Here is a 17,089-nt window from a genome sequence, read left to right on the forward strand (position 1 = left end):
GTCGACAGGGTAAAATAACCAGTTCCTCAAACGTCTGTCATCGAGAAGGCGCGTGTCCGACGCGCCAGCCGGCCGATCCGCGATCGGGCCGTCGCACTCGGTTTTTGCCCATTTTTTGGGCCCGTTACACGCGTTCGCCACGCGCGTCCGTTTTCAAAGCCATGAGCAAATACGACACCGCCACCGTCCAATCCGTCCATCACTGGACCGACACGCTTTTCAGCTTCACCTGCACCCGTGAGGCGAGCCTGCGCTTCAACAACGGCGAATTCACGATGGTCGGCCTCGAAGTCGACGGCAAGCCGCTCGCGCGCGCCTACTCGATCGTCAGCCCGAACTACGAAGAGCATCTCGAATTCTTCAGCATCAAGGTGCAGGACGGCCCGCTGACGTCGCGCCTGCAACACCTGAAGGTGGGCGACACGGTGCTGATCGGCAAGAAGCCCACGGGCACGCTGGTCGCCGACAACCTGCTGCCGGGCAAGACGCTGTGGATGCTGTCGACGGGCACGGGCCTCGCGCCGTTCATGTCGATCATCCGCGATCCGGACATCTACGACCGCTTCGACAAGGTGATCCTGACCCACACGTGCCGCCTGAAGGGCGAGCTCGCGTACATGGACTACATCAAGCACGACCTGCCGGGCCACGAGTACCTGGGCGACATCATCAAGGAAAAGCTCGTCTACTACCCGACGGTCACGCGCGAAGCGTTCGACAACGAGGGCCGGATCACCGACCTGATCGCGACGGGCAAGCTGTTCACGGATCTCGGCGTGCCGGCGTTCTCGCCGGAAAACGACCGCGTGATGCTGTGCGGCAGCACCGCGATGCTGAAGGACACGACCGAGCTGCTGAAGCAGGCCGGCCTCGTCGAAGGCAAGAACAGCGCACCGGGTCATTACGTGATCGAGCGCGCGTTCGTGGACTGATCGATCCCCTTCGGGCCTGTTCCCGCCAATAACGGGAACAGGCCCTCATTGCGCGTCATCAAGAACCGGAGCGAAAGCGCCGGTTTTTTTTCGTCCGCACTTGGCGAATTCGTAACAAACTGGGACCATTCCATCTCAAATAGTTACATTTGGATACGTCATCCCCGGGTGCTCGGGTGTCAGTGTTTTTCCTACAACACCTTCATTCCGATTATTCACATTTACCCTTAAATGTCCGCCTGACATGACCTTTTCAGAAATTTTGAGATATTATTCGGCGCGCGTGGTTGCCGTTTGGATGAGCTTGAAAGGGTCGGATGCAAGTGTTACAAGACGTAACTTTTGTTACTTCGGCATGGGGCGATTCTCCGGCGGCGACCGTCATCGAAACGGCAGCCAGCCCACGCAGCCAGCCGGTGTCTGAACCGCTTTCTGACAGCAGGGAGAGTCATGGATACGTCGCTTAACGCGCCCTCGGGCGCCCACGCCCCGTTCCCGTCGCGGCAGCGCATGCCTGGCCGCGCTGCTACTCCGTCGACGGCCGACGCCGCGTCGAAACGCGACGCGTCCGCCGCACGGATCGCGGCACTTTCCGCCCAGCTTCTCGCCGCCGACGAAGCGGCCCGCCGCCATCTGGCCGGCGAGCTGCACGACGGGCTCGGCGCCGAATTGACCGCCGCCCGCTTCGCGCTCGCAAACGTTCAAACGTGGCTGCCGGCCGATGCGCCGGAAGGCTGCTTGCGCGCGCTGGCGCTGGCGCAGCAGGCGCTCGACGCCGCGACCGACGCGAATCGCCGGCTCATCGACGAGCGCGACACGCCGGCGCTGGACGCCGGCATGGTCGGCGCGCTGGCGTCGTGGATCGACACCCATGCGGCCCGCACGGGCCTGCGCACGAGCTTCGTGTGCGCGGCCGACGCCCGCCTGACGCAGCTCGCCGGCGCAAGCGCGCTCGCGGTGTTCCGCGTCGCGCAGGAAGCGTTGTCGAACGTCGCGAAACATGCCCGCGCGACGTCGGTCGACGTCCGGATCGCCACCGACGGCACGCACCTGTCGCTCAGTGTCGCCGACGATGGGACCGGTTTCGCCCAGCGCCGCCGCAGCGGCTACGGCCTGGCCGGCATGCGCGCCCGGTGCGAGGCGTTCGGCGGCAGCTTCGAGGCGGCCACGCCGGCCACCGGCCGCGGCACGCGCGTCACCGCACGCTTCGCGTGGGATTCGCTGCTCGCGGTGCCGGTCGCGGCACGCCGCACGTCGCTTTCGTGAGGTCGCGATGAGCCTGAACATCCTGCTCGTGGACGATCACGCGATCGTCCGGCAAGGGATCCGCCAGTTGCTGATCGACCGCGGCATCGCGCGCGACGTGACCGAGGCCGAAAACGGCGGCGACGCGATGGCTGCCGTCGACAAGCAGGAATTCGACGTGATCCTGCTCGACATCTCGCTGCCCGACGCGAACGGCATCGAGGTGCTCAAGCGCCTCAAGCGCAAGCTCGCGCGTGCGCCGGTGCTGATGTTCTCGATGTACCGCGAGGATCAGTACGCGGTACGCGCGCTGAAGGCCGGCGCGGCCGGCTACCTGTCGAAGACGGTCAACGCCGCGCAGATGATCGGCGCGATCCAGCAGGTCGCGGCCGGCCGCAAGTACGTGAGCCCCGCGATGGCCGAGGCGCTCGCCGAATACGTGTCGTTCGAGAACGAACCGCTGCCGCACGAGAAGCTGTCCGATCGCGAATACCAGACGCTCTGCATGCTCGCGTCCGGCAAGCGGCTCACCGATATCGCGAACACGCTGTCGCTGTCGGTGAAGACGGTCAGCGTGTACCGGTCGCGGCTGCTCGAGAAGATGCGGCTGTCGAACAACGCGGAACTCACGTTCTACGTGATGAGCAATCGGCTCGTCGACATGGCGCCCACGGCCGGCGCCTGATCGCCCGGCCAGCCCCGCATTCGTCCGATCCGGCGACGCGGCGAACGCCGCGCCGCGCCGCGCTCGATCGCGCCCGCTTCGCCTCCGTTTCACCCCGTGTCGCGCGCAAACGCTTGTTTTTTCGGACGATTCCGCGACGCGCCGCTGCACCGCAACGGGGCTTGCACGCCAAATCGGCTAAAATTATCGGTTTTCACTCAGTCGGCGCGCCGTGCCCGCGCGTGCTGGCGATTCATCCGCAATGTCTCTCTTCCGCAAGAAAAACGTCGATCGCATGATCGCCGGCGCGCAAGCCGCCGGGCTCAAGAAAGCGCTCGGCGCGATCGACCTCACGTTCCTCGGCATCGGCGCGATCATCGGCACCGGTATTTTCGTGCTGACCGGCACCGGCGCCGTTCAGGCCGGCCCCGCGCTGATGCTGTCGTTCGTGATCGCCGCGATCGCGTGCGGCCTGGCCGCGTTGTCGTATGCGGAGTTCGCGTCGTCGATCCCCGTCGCCGGCTCGATCTACACGTATTCGTACGCGACGCTCGGCGAGCTCGTCGCGTGGATCATCGGCTGGGATCTGATGCTCGAGTACGGCCTCGCGTCGTCGGCCGTGTCGGTCGGCTGGTCGGGCTATCTGCAATCGCTGCTGCAGGGCTTCGGGCTGTCGCTGCCGACCGTGCTGACGGCCGCGCCCGGCGCGGTGCCCGGCGTCACCACGTGGTTCAACCTGCCCGCGTTCCTCGTGATGATCGTGATCACGACGCTGCTGTCGATCGGCATCCGCGAATCGACCCGCATCAACAACATCATGGTGTTCATCAAGGTGTCGGTCGTGCTGCTCGTGATCGCGGTCGGCCTGTTCCACGTGACGCCCGCGAACTGGAAGCCGTTCATGCCGCACGGCTGGAACGGCGTGTTCGGCGCGGCCGCCGTGATGTTCTTCGCGTTCATCGGCTTCGACGCGGTGTCGTCGGCGGCCGAGGAAGTGAAGAACCCGAAGCGCGATCTGCCGATCGGCATCATCGCGTCGCTCGCGGTGTGCGCGGTGCTGTACGTGACGGTCGCCGCGGTCGCGACCGGCATCGTGCCGTCGGCCCAGTACGCGAACATCTCGCACCCGATCTCGTATGCGCTGCAGGTCGCCGGCGAGAAGTGGGTCGCGGGCTTCATCGATCTCGGCGCGGTGCTCGGCATGCTGACCGTGATCCTCGTGATGAGCTACGGCCAGACGCGCGTGATCTTCGCGATGTCGCGCGACGGGCTGCTGCCGGCGGCGCTGTCGCGCGTGCATCCGCGTTTCGCGACGCCGTTCCTGACCACCTGGCTGGTCGGCCTGTTCTTCGGGCTGATCGCCGCGCTCGTGCCGCTCAACGTGCTCGCCGAGCTGATCAACATCGGCACGCTCGCGGCGTTCTCGATGGTGTCGATCGCCGTGCTCGTGCTGCGCCGCACGCACCCCGAGCTGCCGCGCGCGTTCCGCTGCCCGGGCGTGCCGGTGGTGCCGATCCTCGCGGTCGCGGCGTGCCTGTTCCTGATGCTGAACCTGCAGCCGGTCACGTGGGCCGCGTTCGGCATCTGGCTCGTGATCGGCCTCGTGATCTACTTCCTGTACTCGCGGCACCATTCGAAGCTCGCGCACGGTCACCCCGACGCGCACTGAGCGCCGTCATGGCGGCGCCTCCGCGGCGCGCCATGACGAACCCACGCGGGGCCCGTCGCGGCCCCGCACACCTTCTTTCCCCGAACCCTCCGCCAGCGCGCGATCACTGTCCGATCGTCGCGATCTCTTGCCCGATCGTCCGGATTTGCCGGCGCCGGCCCGCGCGCCGCCTGCACACGCGCGCCGAGCGGTTCATAATCCCGCCATCGAACGACGGCGCCGCGCGGCGGCCCGTCCGGCAACAGGAAAACACGATGGAAAGCGTCGATCTCGATGTACTGAAATCCAGCGCGCGCTGGCTCGAAGAAGGGCGCCGCGTGCTGCTCGTGACGGTCGTGAAGACATGGGGCTCGTCGCCGCGCCCCGAAGGCGCGATGCTCGCGGTGCGCGAGGACGGCCTGGTGGTCGGCTCCGTGTCCGGCGGATGCATCGAGGACGACCTGATCGCCCGCGTGCATGCGAGCGGCATCGCGGCCGATGCGCGCCCGGAAGCGCTCAAGTACGGCGTGACGGCCGAGGAAGCGCACCGCTTCGGGCTGCCGTGCGGCGGCACGATCCAGCTCGTGCTCGAACCGCTCACGCGCGACAGCGGGATCGCGGCGCTGTGCGCGGAAGTCGAGGCCGGCCGCCTTGTCACGCGCACGATGACGCTGGCGACCGGTCGCGCGTCGCTGTCGCCCGCGCAGGCGGCCGACGGGCTCGCGTTCGACGGCGAACGGCTCGTGACGATCCATGGGCCGCGCTACCGGATGCTCGTGATCGGCGCCGGCCAGTTGTCGCGCTATCTGTGCCAGATCGCGGTCGGGCTCGACTATCAGGTGACGGTCTGCGATCCGCGCGACGAATACACGGATGCGTGGGACGTGCCGGGCACGCGCGTCGTCCACACGATGCCCGACGATACGGTGCTCGACATGAAGCTCGATGCGCGTTCGGCCGTGATCGCGCTCACGCACGACCCGAAGCTCGACGATCTCGCGCTGATGGAGGCGCTGAAGACGCCCGCGTTCTACGTGGGCGCGCTCGGCTCGCGGCGCAACAACGCGGCGCGGCGCGAGCGGCTGCGCGAATTCGACCTGAGCGAAGGGGAACTGGCCCGGCTGCACGGGCCGGCCGGCATCTACATCGGCAGCCGGACGCCGCCGGAAATCGCGATCTCGATCCTCGCGGAAATCACCGCCGCGAAGAACAACGTGTCGCTGCCGACGATCCTGCAGGTCGAAGGCGCGAAGGCCGCGCGCGAAATCGCGGCGAACAGCGGCGCGGCCTGCGGGCTCTGACCCGCGGCGGCGGGCGGCCGCGCGTGCGCCGGGCGCTGGCCCCGGCCGGCGCGACCGTCGGTCAGGTCAGGCCGGCGGCCAGCGCGGCGGCGACCGAACCGACCACCAGCACGACGCCGACCGTGCGGCGCTTGTTCAGCTCGGTCCACAGCAGCACGCCCGTCAACGACAGCAGGATCAACGAGCCCGCGATCGTATCCATCAGCAGCACCCAGCCGAGATTCATCCCGACGCCGCGATGCAGGTTGTTCAGCGTCGTCAGGAACGTGTTGCCCGTGCGCTTCACCGACACGTAGCCGTTGCCCACCCAGTATTCGCCCTGCAGGTTCTGGTGCGGCCCGAACACGCCGAATTGCCAGTGCTCGGGCTGCATCACGCGCTTGTCGCCCCACGCGACGGCCTGCGCGGGCTCCTTGCGCATGCGGCCCGGCTTGCCGTCGAAATGCAGCTCCTGCTGGAGCCACTTCATCATCGCGGCGGGCGTCTTCGGCACCGGATCCGGCAGCGCGATCTGCATCTCCTCGACCTGCGGCTCGCCGGTCGAGATCTTCAGCGGCGGCGCGCGGTGGTTCAGCACCACGCCCGTCACACCGAACAGCAGCCCGAGCACCGCGCCCCACAGCCCGACCCAGCCGTGCACCTTGCGCAGCCACTTGATGAAGGTCGCGCGGCGCGAGCGCCGGCGGCGCGCGGCGAGCTCGTCGTCGTTCAGCGGGCGGCCCGCCGGGTGCAGCACGGTGACGCCGGCGCGCGGCAGGCCCGTCTTGGGCGGGTCGATCGTTTCGGGCGCGTTCACGCGAAGGTATCCATTCGTTCAAAACGACGGGCGGCGCGCAGGGAATGCGCGCCGCCCGGGCAACATGAAAATGAGAATGGATATCATTACATAAATCGGAAGGCGGCTCAATCGGGTGCGCGTACGGAGCGGCAGGTTCAATGCGCGCGCGAATGCGCAAGAAGGCATGCGTCGCGACACGATGGCGATCGATAGACGCAAAATGTCGGCGGAACCATCCCGCTGACCACGGACTGCCATCCGCAAGAAGCCGCCCGACGGCAGGCCGTTCAGCGCAACGGCGGCAACGGAAAACGCGGCGCGACGCCATCCGGCGCAGGCTCGGTGCGATCGAGCGCGTACAGCCACGCGAGCAGGTCGGCGACCGCCTGATAGAGCTGCGGCGGAATCCGGTCGTCGAGATCGACCTGCATCAGCAGCGACACCATCTCCGGCGCCGTGTGCACGTACAGCCCCGCATCGTGCGCGCGCGCGACGATCATCTCGGCGAGCACGCCATAGCCCTTCGCGACCACGCGCGGCGCCGCATCGCCGCCTTTCGGGTCGTAGACGAGCGCGGCCGCGCGCTTGCGGGACGTCATGCTCATCGCAGCGCCTCGTCATCGTCGCCCGGCACCCGCGCAACGGGGCCGCCGGCCGCACCGCGCGCATACGCGGCGGCGGCGGCCTGGGCGGCGAACAGGTCGAAGCCGTCCGGCCCGTCGTCGACCGCGCGGATCGACAGCCCGCCCACCTTGAGCCCCGAGCCTTCGAGCCGCTGCCGCAGCGCGGCTTCGTGGCGCGTGAGACGGTCGGCGCCCGTCTGGTTCGCGCGCAGCCGGGCGACGAGCTGCGCGCCGTTCAGCACCAGTTCGGCATCGACCGTGCCGAGCGACGGCAGCGTCAACGTGAGGCGCGTGCGCCACGCGATGCCGTCGCCCGTGTCGTCGCCGCCGCCGCGCGGCGCGCGGTGGCCCGGCTCGTCGGGTTCGATCGTCCAGTCGAGCCGCGCACCGGGCCACGCCTCGCCGGTCCAGCGAAACTGGTCGGTCGCGAGCGCATCGAGCTGCTGCCGAACGAGCGGCACGGCGGCCGGATGCACGGTCGCGAGCGGCTGCGCCTGCGGATCGGACGATGCGGCGGCCAGCTCGGCGCGCGCGGGCGTCCAGCGCGTATCGGCGTGCGCAGCCAGCGGATCGGCGGTATCGGGCGGCAACGACGTGCCCGGCCGGGCTGCTGCCGGTGCGGCCTGCGCGGGGTCGCGCGCCGATGCGCCGCCCTGGGCCGACGGTGGCGCGCTGGCCCGCGCGGCGGCCGGCAGCGGCGGCGCTGCGCGAGCAGTTCGTCGAGCACGTCGGTCGAGTCGTGCGGGACGACTGTCGGGTCGGCCGGCGCGAGCGCGGTCGCGAGGCGTGCCTGCGGCTCGCGCATCAGCGCCGCGAGCGGACGCTGGCCGGCCAGCCACTGCGCTAGATGGGATTCGTAGAAGAGGCCGCTTTCGCTCACGGTCTGCGCCAACGCCGCACGCAACGCCGCGACCGGCGGCGGCGCGGCCGCTTCGCGCGTCGCCGCGGCGGACGACGCTTGAGCGGAAGCCGGCGTGGCAGCCCCGGTGGGTGCGGACGCAGCCGGCGCGGGCGTCGGCGCGGGCACCGGCGTATCGGTGAGCAGCACGGCCGGATCGGCGAGCAGCGGCAGCCGGCCGACGATCGCCGGCGTCGCATCGCCGCCCGAGCGCGAGATCGCGTCGAGCACGCGTCCGACATCGGACAGCGCGGTCTGCGTGGAAGCCGGCGGCGCGGCGGGCGGGCTGCCGGCCGGCGGCGAGGACGACGCGCCGGCGCCCGGCGTGCCGACCTGCGCGGTCGCGCCGCCGCCGGCGGACGCCGCGACGGTGCCGGTCAGCAGGCTGTCGAGGCGGCTCGCCAGCAGCGCGGCCGCAACGGAGTCGATACCGGTCATGATCGGGGCCTGCTCAGCTCAGCCAACGGGTTGCGAATCCGCGCGCGGCACGCCGGCGCCGCCCACGGGAACAGCGCGCGCCGCGTGCGGCGCCGGGTCCGGGCGCCTCGCGCCGGTCGCCCGGCGCACGGCCCTACCCGCGCGCGCGATAAAGATCGGTCAATACCTGGGTCGAGCGCCGCGCCTCGAACAGCGCGGACAGCCGCGCGACGTCCGGGCTCGCGAGATCGCGGATCGCGGCGTCGTCGGCCAGGATGCGGCGGATCAGGTCGAGCTTGCGGCCGAGATCCGATTCGTCGAGCACGACGGCCGGATCGGCCTGCTTCAACCCGTCGACGAGTTGCATGAATTCGGCCTGCAACTCCGGCAACGCGTTCCAGTCGGCGCCGCGCGCGGCGCACAGCATCCGGCCCGACACGGCGGCGAGCGCCTCGTAACGCGCGAAGTATTCGGCCTTGTGATTCATCGTGATGCTTCCGCTACCTGTTGCGCGGCCATCCGCGCGACTTCCGGGGCGATGCCCGTCCATGCTTCCTCGAGCGTCGCGAGCAAGCCGTCGACCTCGATCAGCATCGCGTCGCTCGCCTGCGCGTTCGCTTCCAGCAGGCGCCGGCCGATATAGGTGTACAGCGCATTGAGCCGTTCGGCGATCTCGCCGCCCGCGTCGCGGTTCAGCGACGCCTGCAGGCCGCTCTCGACGATCCGGATCGCCTTGCCGATCGCTTCGCCGCGCCCGGCGACGTTGTCCTGCTGCAAATGCATGCGCGCCAGCGCGATCGCCTGCCGCGCGCCCTGGTACAGCATCGCGATCAGCCGGTGCGGGGAAGCGCCCATCACCCCGGTCTCGACGCCGACACGCGCGTACGCACTGGCTCCAGCGTGTCCTGGGGAAAACATGCGCTTCTCCTTGTTATTTGCGTTGGCTGGTCGGGAGCCGCCGCCGTGCGTCGCACGGTGCGGCCTTCACCGCAGTTATCGGAAGGGATTTGAAAAGCTTTAGGTGCGCGGGGGCCGCCGATGCCGGCTCGCCGGCCCCGTTCCGCAAGCCTGGAGCCATTCCTGGATGCCCGCCGCCGGTTAGCCGTCCCCGAATGCCCGCCCGCGGATGCCCATCGCCTGATGGCCCCTCACACCGCCATCTGCATGATGTCGTTGTAAGCGCTCACTAGCTTGTTGCGGACCTGGAGCCCGAACTGGAAGCCGATGTTGGCTTTCTGCATGTCGACCATCACGTCGTTCAGCGAGATGTTCGGCGCGCCGACCTCGAACGCCTTCGCCTCGCCGAGCGCGTGCTGCTGGTCGCCGCTGATCTTGTCGAGCGACGCCTTCATCGCGCTCGCGAACGTGCCGGCCGTCGCCGCGCCCGAGCCGGCCAGCGCCGCCGTCGGGCTCGCGACGCCGCCGGACGCCTGCGCGGCCATCGACTGCATCTGTTGCAACACCGAACCGATTCCGCTGACGTTCGCAGTCATGCTGCCCCCAAACCTAGAGAAGAGACCCGGACGCACCGGGCGACCCGCCGGCGCCGCACGACGCGCACCATGCCGGATCGCGAAAAAGGATAGCAGCGCGGCGCGCGTCAAAGCCGCGAAAGTACGGGGGAAACCCCGCTCTTTTCGGTCGATCGGAGTGCGCCGCGGGTCACGATAATCGCATCGTGTCATTGTCCGCCCGCTCGTCCGAGCGAGCTCAGTCGTCCCGCTCCGGAGAAACTCGACGCATGGATTCGCAGGCCAACTCGCTGATCAACCCAGACGCCCGCGCGGGCCTCAGCCCGGCGCCAGGCGCCGCCGCGGCCGCCGCGTTGCCGGGCGCGGGCGGCGCAGGCGCGGACTTCGGGCTGGGCGGCTTCGCCGAACGCATCCCCGGCATCTCGCGGATGAAGGGCAACCCGAAGCTGCCGTTCGTGATCGCCGTCGCGTTCGCGATCGCCGCGATCACCGCGCTCGTGCTGTGGAGCCGCGCGCCCGACTACCGCGTGCTGTACAGCAACCTGTCGGACCGCGACGGCGGCGCGATCATCGCCGCGCTCCAGCAGGCAAACGTTCCCTACAAGTTCGCCGATGCCGGCGGCGCGATCCTCGTGCCGTCGGGCCAGGTGCACGAAACGCGCCTGAAGCTCGCCGCGATGGGGCTGCCGAAGGGCGGCTCGGTCGGCTTCGAGCTGATGGACAACCAGAAATTCGGCATCAGCCAGTTCGCCGAGCAGATCAACTACCAGCGCGCGCTCGAAGGCGAGCTGCAGCGCACCATCGAATCGATCAACGCCGTGCGCGGCGCGCGCGTGCACCTCGCGATCCCGAAGCCGTCGGTGTTCGTGCGCGACAAGGAAGCGCCGAGCGCGTCGGTGTTCGTCGACCTCTACCCGGGCCGCGTGCTCGACGAGGGCCAGGTGCAGGCGATCACGCGGATGGTGTCGTCCGGCGTGCCCGACATGCCGGCCAAGAACGTGACGATCGTCGACCAGGACGGCAACCTGCTGACCCAGACCGCGTCCGCGTCCGGCCTCGACGCGAGCCAGCTCAAGTACGTGCAGCAGGTCGAGCACAACACGCAGAAGCGCATCGACGCGATCCTCGCGCCGATCTTCGGCGCCGGCAACGCGCGCTCGCAGGTCAGCGCCGATCTCGATTTCTCGAAGATCGAGCAGACGTCGGAAAGCTACGGCCCGAACGGCAATCCGCAGCAATCCGCGATCCGCAGCCAGCAGACCAGCAGCGCGACCGAACTCGCGCAGGGCGGCGCGTCGGGCGTGCCGGGCGCGCTGTCGAACACGCCGCCGCAGCCGGCCTCCGCGCCGATCGTCGCGGGCAACGGCCAGAACGGGCCGCAGACCACGCCGGTCAGCGACCGCAAGGACCAGACGACCAACTACGAGCTCGACAAGACGATCCGCCATACCGAACAGCCGATGGGCAGCGTGAAGCGGCTGTCGGTCGCGGTCGTCGTCAACTACCAGCCGGTCGCCGACGCGAAGGGCCACGTGACGATGCAGCCGCTGCCGCCCGCGAAGCTCGCGCAGGTCGAACAGCTCGTGAAGGATGCGATGGGCTACGACGCGAAGCGCGGCGACTCGGTCAACGTCGTGAACAGCGCGTTCTCGACCGTGAGCGACCCGTACGCCGACCTGCCGTGGTGGCGCCAACCCGACGTGATCGCGATGGCGAAGGAAGCCGCGAAGTGGCTCGGCATCGCAGCGGCCGCGGCGGCGCTCTACTTCATGTTCGTGCGCCCGGCGATGCGCCGCGCGTTCCCGCCGCCCGAGCCGGCCGCGCCGGCGCTCGCCGCGCCGGAAGACACGGTCGCGCTCGACGGCCTGCCCGCGCTGGAGAAGCCAGCCGACGAAGCCGATCCGCTGCTGCTCGGCTTCGAAAACGAGAAGAACCGCTACGAACGCAACCTCGACTACGCGCGCACGATCGCCCGCCAGGATCCGAAGATCGTCGCCACCGTCGTGAAGAACTGGGTGTCCGATGAACGCTGAAGGCTTGACCAAGAGCGCGCTGCTGCTGATGTCGATCGGCGAGGAAGAGGCCGCGCAGGTATTCAAGTTCCTCGCGCCGCGCGAGGTCCAGAAGATCGGCGTGGCGATGGCCGCGCTGAAGAACGTCACGCGCGAGCAGGTCGAGGACGTGCTGCAGGAATTCGTGAAGGAAGCCGAGCAGCACACCGCGCTGTCGCTCGATTCCAACGAGTACATCCGCTCGGTGCTGACGAAGGCGCTCGGCGAGGACAAGGCCGGCGTGCTGATCGACCGCATCCTGCAGGGCAGCGACACGAGCGGCATCGAGGGCCTCAAATGGATGGATTCGGCCGCGGTGGCCGAACTGATCAAGAACGAGCATCCGCAGATCATCGCGACGATCCTCGTGCACCTCGACCGCGACCAGGCGTCCGAAATCGCATCGTGCTTCACCGAACGGCTGCGTAACGACGTGCTGCTGCGGATCGCGACGCTCGACGGCATCCAGCCGGCCGCGCTGCGCGAGCTCGACGACGTGCTGACGGGCCTGCTGTCCGGCAGCGACAACCTGAAGCGCAGCCCGATGGGCGGCATCCGCACCGCGGCCGAGATCCTGAACTTCATGACCAGCGTGCACGAGGAAGGCGTGCTCGAAAGCGTGCGCCAGTACGACGCCGATCTCGCGCAGAAGATCATCGACCAGATGTTCGTGTTCGAGAACCTGCTCGACCTCGAGGATCGCGCGATCCAGATGATCCTGAAGGAAGTCGAGTCGGAAACGCTGATCATCGCGTTGAAGGGCGCACCGCCCGCGCTGCGTCAGAAGTTCCTCGCGAACATGTCGCAGCGCGCGGCCGAACTGCTCGCCGAGGATCTCGACGCACGCGGCCCGGTACGCGTGTCCGACGTCGAGACGCAGCAGCGCCGCATCCTGCAGATCGTGCGCAACCTGGCCGAGAGCGGCGCGATCGCGATCGGCGGCAAGGCGGAAGACGCGTATGTCTGATTCGGCGAGCGATCGCGTGGGCACCCTCACCGCATACCAGCGGTGGGAGATGGCGTCGTTCGACCCGCCCCCGCCCCCGCCGCCGCCCGACGACGCGGCGGCCGCTGCGGCTGCGCTCGCCGAGGAATTGCAGCGCGTGCGCGACGCCGCGCACGCCGAAGGCCATGCGGCCGGCCACGTCGAAGGCCAGGCGCGCGGCTACCAGGCCGGTTTCGAGCAGGGCCGCGAACAGGGCTTCGAGGCTGGCCAGGCCGACGCACGCGAACAGGCCGCGCAGCTCGCGGCGCTCGCCGCGTCGTTCCGCGAAGCCGTGGCGACCGTCGAACACGATCTCGCGTCCGACCTCGCGCAGCTCGCGCTCGACATCGCGCAGCAGGTCGTGCGCCAGCACGTGAAGCACGACCCGGCCGCACTGGTCGCCGCCGTGCGCGATGTGCTCGCGGCCGAACCCGCGCTGTCCGGCGCGCCGCATCTCGCGGTCAATCCGGCCGACCTGCCCGTCGTCGAAGCGTATCTGCAGGACGATCTCGACACGCTCGGCTGGAACGTGCGCACCGACGCGTCGATCGAGCGCGGCGGCTGCCGCGCGCACGCCGCGACCGGCGAGGTCGACGCGACGCTGCCCACGCGCTGGCAGCGCGTCGCCGCCGCGATCGGCAAGGTGAGCACGTGGTGACGCGCTCGCCCGACGCGCTCGCGCACGACGGCATGACGCCGCTCGAACGCGAGCTCGCGCTCGCGTCGTTCGGGCCGGCGGCCGCGCACGATGCCACGCCGCACCCCGCGTCCGCCAGCGTCGCCGCCGCCCCGCGCGCGCCGCACAACCCGCATCTCGCGCACTGGCGCACGCACCTGAACGGGCTCGCCGCGCGCAGCCACCACGCGCTGCCGCTGCGCCCGTGCGGGCGCCTCACGCGCGCGGCCGGCCTCGTGCTCGAGGCGATCGGGCTGCGCCTGTCGGTCGGCGCCGAATGCACGATCGAACTGCCGCCCGGCAGCACGCTGCCGCACGCGGAAGCGGAAGTCGTCGGCTTCGCCGGCGACCGCCTGTTCCTGATGCCGACCACCGACGTCGCAGGCGTCTTGCCCGGCGCACGCGTGTGGCCGCGCGAAAGCGCGCCCGTCGCCGATCCGCTCGCGGGCGCGAAGCGGCTGCCGGTCGGCTGGGAGATGCTCGGGCGCGTCGTCGACGCGTCGGGCCGCCCGCTCGACGGCCTCGGCCCGCTCGCGTCGAAAGTCGATGCGCCGCTGTCGGCGCCGTCGATCAACCCGCTCGATCGCGAACCGATCCACCACGTGCTCGACGTCGGCGTGCGCGCGATCAACGCGCTGCTCACCGTCGGCCGCGGCCAGCGGATGGGCCTGTTCGCGGGCTCCGGCGTCGGCAAGTCGGTGCTGCTCGGCACGATGGCGCGCTACACGAGCGCGGAAGTGATCGTGATCGGGCTGATCGGCGAACGCGGCCGCGAAGTGAAGGAATTCATCGAACAGATCCTCGGCGAGGACGGGCTCGCGCGCTCGGTCGTCGTCGCGGCGCCGGCCGACGTGTCGCCGCTGCTGCGGATGCAGGGCGCCGCGTACGCGACGTCGCTCGCCGAGTATTTCCGCGACCAGGGCAAGCACGTGCTGCTGCTGATGGATTCGCTGACGCGCTACGCGATGGCGCAGCGCGAGATCGCGCTGGCGATCGGCGAGCCGCCCGCGACCAAGGGGTATCCGCCGTCGGTGTTCGCGAAGCTGCCCGCGCTCGTCGAGCGCACCGGCAACGGGCCCGAAGGCGGCGGCTCGATCACCGCGTTCTACACGGTGCTGACCGAAGGCGACGACCAGCAGGACCCGATCGCCGATTCGGCGCGCGCGATCCTCGACGGCCACATCGTGCTGTCGCGCGCGCTCGCCGAGGCCGGCCACTATCCCGCGATCGACATCGAAGCGTCGATCAGCCGCGCGATGACCGCGCTGATCGACGAAACGCATCTCGACCACGTGCGGCAGTTCAAGCAGATGCTGTCGCGCTACCAGCGCAACCGCGACCTGATCGCGGTCGGCGCGTACGCCCCCGGGCGCGACGCGCAGCTCGACCGCGCGATCGCGCTCTACCCGCGCATCGAGGCGTTCCTGCAGCAAGGCTTTCGCGAATGCGCGCCGTTCGCATCGAGCCTCACTGCGCTCGATGCGCTGTTCGACGCTTACGGAGGCTGATCCCGATGGCCCACGGCTTTCCCCTTCAGTTGCTGCTCGACCGTGCGCAGGACGACCTCGACTCGGCCGCGAAGCAGCTCGGCACCGCGCAGCGCGACCGCACCGCGGCGGCCGAACAGCTCGACGCGCTGCTGCGCTATCGCGACGAATATCACGCGCGCTTCGCGCAATCCGCGCAAAGCGGGATGCCGGCCGGCAACTGGCGCAATTTCCAGGCGTTCATCGACACGCTCGATGCCGCGATCGCGCAGCAGCGCAGCGTGCTCGCCGCGGCCGACGTCCGCATCGACGAGGCGCGTCCGAACTGGCAGCAGAAGAAACGTACCGTCGGCTCGTATGAAATCCTGCAGGCGCGCGGCGTCGCGCAGGAAGCACAGCGCGACGCCCGGCGCGAACAGCGCGACGCCGACGAACACGCCGCGAAGATCCTGCGCATGCGGGCCGACGCGGCCCGTTCGTCGTAACCGACCACCGCATTCGAACGAGAGAACCGTCATGCCTCCCCTACCCCTGCTCGGCGCGCTGCTCGACACCGCCGGCGCCGCACTCAAGGCCGCCCGCGGCTCGGGTTCGTCCGCCGCCAACGATGCGTCGGCCGCCACGAGCGCCGCGCCGTTCGCGCAGACGCTCAAGCAAAGCGTCGCCACGCGCGGCGAAACGGCCAACGCCGGCACGCCGGACGCGTCGACCCAACAGGCTGCGTCGAAGCCGGCCGCCGGCGCGAAACCGTCCGGCACGGATGACGACAAGGCGACCGACGACACGACCGCGAACGCCGCCGTCAACCCCGACGCCGCCGCGCTTGCGGCCGCCGCGGCCGTGCAGGCGCAATTGCAGGCGCGCCCGGACACCGCGACGCCGGCCGACGCGGCGACCGCCGCGGCCGTTGCCGCCGCGGCCACGACGCAAAAGACGGCCGTGTCCGGCCAGCCGGACGCCACGGCGACGCTCGCCGATCATGCAGCCCAGGACGCGGCCGCCCAACCGACCGACCCGGCATCGAGCCGCGACGCGCTGCAAGCGGCGCTCGCCAAGCTGACGGGCGGCGCGGGCGCGATCGCGATGCCGGCGACCGGCGCGACCGCCGCCGCCACGCCGACGACGCCGGCCGCAACCGCATCGAACGCCGCCGCACCGCTGACGCCGAAAGTGCCGACCTTCGACCGCACGCTCGCCGACGCGAAAGGCGCGCTCGCCACGCAACCGACGCCGACCCAGATCACCGCGCAGACACTGCAGGCCGACGCGAACGCGCAGTCCGGCGTCCAGCACGCGCTCGCGGCGGCCAGCAACGCGACGGACCCGGCCGCCAGCGCGACGCTCGCGGCCGGCGCAACGGCTGCCGCCGCCGCGCAGGCGAACCTGCAACTGTCGCCGGCAGCCGGCGCGATCGCCGCCGCCAACGCGCACGTGCTCGCGCCGCACGTCGGCACGGCCGACTGGACGGATGCGCTGAGCCAGAAGGTGGTGTTCCTGTCGAATGCGCACCAGCAGAGCGCCGAGCTGACGCTCAACCCGCCCGATCTCGGGCCGCTGCAGGTCGTGCTGCGCGTCGCGGACAACCATGCGCACGCACTGTTCGTGTCGCAGCACGCACAGGTGCGCGACGCGGTCGAAGCCGCGCTGCCGAAGCTGCGCGAAGCGATGGAAGCGGGCGGGCTCGGGCTCGGCAGCGCGACCGTCAGCGACGGCGGCTTCGCTTCGCAGCAACAGCAGCAAAACCCGCAGCAGACCTTCGCCGGCGGCCAGTCGCCGCGACGCGGGAACGGCGGACCGTCAGCCGTCGATGCACCCGTCGACGCCGCGCAATCCGCACCGGTCGCCGCGCGCGCGAGCCGCGCCGGCCTCGTCGATACGTTTGCCTGAGCATGGGCCGCTGCTGCCGTGCGCG

General features: G+C 70.0%; 16 protein-coding genes and 1 pseudogene. 11 read left to right on the plus strand and 6 right to left on the minus strand.

The genetic code is table 11. The annotated features are described in order from the left end of the window. Positions 1-161: 161 nt before the first annotated feature. From KR541_RS15910 to KR541_RS15930, 5 genes are all read left to right on the plus strand, one after another. Positions 162-932, plus strand: coding sequence for a ferredoxin--NADP reductase (locus KR541_RS15910; RefSeq protein WP_050014236.1), 771 nt, complete (start codon positions 162-164; stop codon positions 930-932). A gap of 450 nt (positions 933-1,382) precedes the next feature. Beyond that, positions 1,383-2,198, plus strand: coding sequence for a quorum system sensor histidine kinase RqpS (gene rqpS, locus KR541_RS15915; RefSeq protein WP_050014235.1), 816 nt, complete (start codon positions 1,383-1,385; stop codon positions 2,196-2,198). Between the two features lie 7 nt (positions 2,199-2,205). After that, entirely contained in the window at positions 2,206-2,862 is a 657-nt protein-coding gene (gene rqpR / locus KR541_RS15920) for a response regulator transcription factor RqpR (protein ID WP_050014234.1), read from the plus strand. 241 nt (positions 2,863-3,103) lie between these two features. Continuing rightward, on the plus strand, positions 3,104-4,510 hold the full coding sequence (gene bcaP, locus KR541_RS15925; protein WP_050014233.1) for a branched-chain amino acid transporter BcaP: 1,407 nt from the start codon (positions 3,104-3,106) through the stop codon (positions 4,508-4,510). Between the two features lie 254 nt (positions 4,511-4,764). Next, positions 4,765-5,790: an XdhC family protein gene (locus tag KR541_RS15930; RefSeq protein ID WP_050014232.1), complete on the plus strand. Its 1,026-nt coding sequence runs from the start codon at positions 4,765-4,767 to the stop codon at positions 5,788-5,790. A 61-nt stretch (positions 5,791-5,851) separates the two neighbouring features. Here the strand turns inward: KR541_RS15930 and KR541_RS15935 are convergent, their stop codons facing one another. The 6 genes and pseudogenes from KR541_RS15935 to fliE form a co-directional block, all read right to left on the minus strand. Then, positions 5,852-6,586, minus strand: coding sequence for a PepSY-associated TM helix domain-containing protein (locus KR541_RS15935; protein ID WP_050014231.1), 735 nt, complete (start codon positions 6,584-6,586; stop codon positions 5,852-5,854). 269 nt (positions 6,587-6,855) lie between these two features. Continuing rightward, positions 6,856-7,173, minus strand: coding sequence for an EscU/YscU/HrcU family type III secretion system export apparatus switch protein (locus tag KR541_RS15940; RefSeq protein ID WP_050014230.1), 318 nt, complete (start codon positions 7,171-7,173; stop codon positions 6,856-6,858). Next, positions 7,170-8,527: pseudogene (gene fliK, locus KR541_RS15945) on the minus strand (flagellar hook-length control protein FliK). The gene KR541_RS15940 and the pseudogene fliK overlap by 4 nt, the downstream one beginning before the upstream one ends. A 133-nt stretch (positions 8,528-8,660) precedes the next feature. Beyond that, a complete protein-coding gene (locus KR541_RS15950) occupies positions 8,661-8,993 on the minus strand; it encodes a flagellar protein FliT (RefSeq protein WP_050014227.1) in 333 nt (110 codons plus the stop codon). Further along, positions 8,990-9,424: a flagellar export chaperone FliS gene (gene fliS / locus KR541_RS15955; RefSeq protein WP_050014226.1), complete on the minus strand. Its 435-nt coding sequence runs from the start codon at positions 9,422-9,424 to the stop codon at positions 8,990-8,992. Before fliS ends, KR541_RS15950 begins: the two co-directional genes overlap by 4 nt. Positions 9,425-9,654: 230 nt before the next feature. After that, positions 9,655-9,999 (minus strand): flagellar hook-basal body complex protein FliE, encoded by a 345-nt coding sequence (gene fliE, locus KR541_RS15960; RefSeq protein ID WP_050014225.1) that lies wholly within the window; start codon positions 9,997-9,999, stop codon positions 9,655-9,657. Between the two features lie 248 nt (positions 10,000-10,247). On the opposite strand from fliE, the gene fliF reads away from it, so the two are divergent. The 6 genes from fliF to KR541_RS15990 are packed head-to-tail and all read left to right on the plus strand — an operon-like array spanning position 10,248 to position 17,064. After that, positions 10,248-12,011 carry a flagellar basal-body MS-ring/collar protein FliF gene (gene fliF, locus KR541_RS15965; protein ID WP_050014224.1) on the plus strand — a complete coding sequence of 588 codons (1,764 nt, stop codon included), beginning with the start codon at positions 10,248-10,250 and terminating at the stop codon, positions 12,009-12,011. Then, on the plus strand, positions 12,001-12,996 hold the full coding sequence (gene fliG / locus KR541_RS15970) for a flagellar motor switch protein FliG (protein ID WP_050014223.1): 996 nt from the start codon (positions 12,001-12,003) through the stop codon (positions 12,994-12,996). Before fliF ends, fliG begins: the two co-directional genes overlap by 11 nt. Then, a complete protein-coding gene (gene fliH, locus KR541_RS15975) occupies positions 12,989-13,672 on the plus strand; it encodes a flagellar assembly protein FliH (protein ID WP_050014222.1) in 684 nt (227 codons plus the stop codon). The genes fliG and fliH overlap by 8 nt, the downstream gene beginning before the upstream one ends. 32 nt (positions 13,673-13,704) lie before the next feature. Continuing rightward, complete coding sequence (fliI, locus tag KR541_RS15980; RefSeq protein ID WP_373452495.1) at positions 13,705-15,198, plus strand: flagellar protein export ATPase FliI; 1,494 nt, start codon at positions 13,705-13,707, stop codon at positions 15,196-15,198. 5 nt (positions 15,199-15,203) lie between these two features. Next, a complete protein-coding gene (gene fliJ / locus KR541_RS15985) occupies positions 15,204-15,662 on the plus strand; it encodes a flagellar export protein FliJ (RefSeq protein WP_050014220.1) in 459 nt (152 codons plus the stop codon). Between the two features lie 31 nt (positions 15,663-15,693). Beyond that, positions 15,694-17,064, plus strand: a complete 1,371-nt coding sequence (locus KR541_RS15990; RefSeq protein ID WP_050014219.1) for a flagellar hook-length control protein FliK — start codon at positions 15,694-15,696, stop codon at positions 17,062-17,064. Positions 17,065-17,089: the final 25 nt, after the last annotated feature.

The sequence above is a fragment of the Burkholderia sola genome, assembly GCF_905400185.1.
Taxonomy (GTDB): Bacteria; Pseudomonadota; Gammaproteobacteria; order Burkholderiales; family Burkholderiaceae; genus Burkholderia; species Burkholderia sola.

What these genes read in the sequence shown, in the direction of transcription:
- KR541_RS15910 (WP_050014236.1), top strand. Translation starts at nt 162, where the DNA reads ATGAGCAAATACGACACCGCCACCGTCCAATCCGTCCATCACTGGACC.
- rqpS (WP_050014235.1), top strand. Translation starts at nt 1,383, where the DNA reads ATGGATACGTCGCTTAACGCGCCCTCGGGCGCCCACGCCCCGTTCCCG.
- rqpR (WP_050014234.1), top strand. Translation starts at nt 2,206, where the DNA reads ATGAGCCTGAACATCCTGCTCGTGGACGATCACGCGATCGTCCGGCAA.
- bcaP (WP_050014233.1), top strand. Translation starts at nt 3,104, where the DNA reads ATGTCTCTCTTCCGCAAGAAAAACGTCGATCGCATGATCGCCGGCGCG.
- KR541_RS15930 (WP_050014232.1), top strand. Translation starts at nt 4,765, where the DNA reads ATGGAAAGCGTCGATCTCGATGTACTGAAATCCAGCGCGCGCTGGCTC.
- KR541_RS15940 (WP_050014230.1), bottom strand. Translation starts at nt 7,173, where the DNA reads ATGAGCATGACGTCCCGCAAGCGCGCGGCCGCGCTCGTCTACGACCCG.
- KR541_RS15950 (WP_050014227.1), bottom strand. Translation starts at nt 8,993, where the DNA reads ATGAATCACAAGGCCGAATACTTCGCGCGTTACGAGGCGCTCGCCGCC.
- fliS (WP_050014226.1), bottom strand. Translation starts at nt 9,424, where the DNA reads ATGTTTTCCCCAGGACACGCTGGAGCCAGTGCGTACGCGCGTGTCGGC.
- fliE (WP_050014225.1), bottom strand. Translation starts at nt 9,999, where the DNA reads ATGACTGCGAACGTCAGCGGAATCGGTTCGGTGTTGCAACAGATGCAG.
- fliF (WP_050014224.1), top strand. Translation starts at nt 10,248, where the DNA reads ATGGATTCGCAGGCCAACTCGCTGATCAACCCAGACGCCCGCGCGGGC.
- fliG (WP_050014223.1), top strand. Translation starts at nt 12,001, where the DNA reads ATGAACGCTGAAGGCTTGACCAAGAGCGCGCTGCTGCTGATGTCGATC.
- fliH (WP_050014222.1), top strand. Translation starts at nt 12,989, where the DNA reads ATGTCTGATTCGGCGAGCGATCGCGTGGGCACCCTCACCGCATACCAG.
- fliI (WP_373452495.1), top strand. Translation starts at nt 13,705, where the DNA reads ATGACGCCGCTCGAACGCGAGCTCGCGCTCGCGTCGTTCGGGCCGGCG.
- fliJ (WP_050014220.1), top strand. Translation starts at nt 15,204, where the DNA reads ATGGCCCACGGCTTTCCCCTTCAGTTGCTGCTCGACCGTGCGCAGGAC.
- KR541_RS15990 (WP_050014219.1), top strand. Translation starts at nt 15,694, where the DNA reads ATGCCTCCCCTACCCCTGCTCGGCGCGCTGCTCGACACCGCCGGCGCC.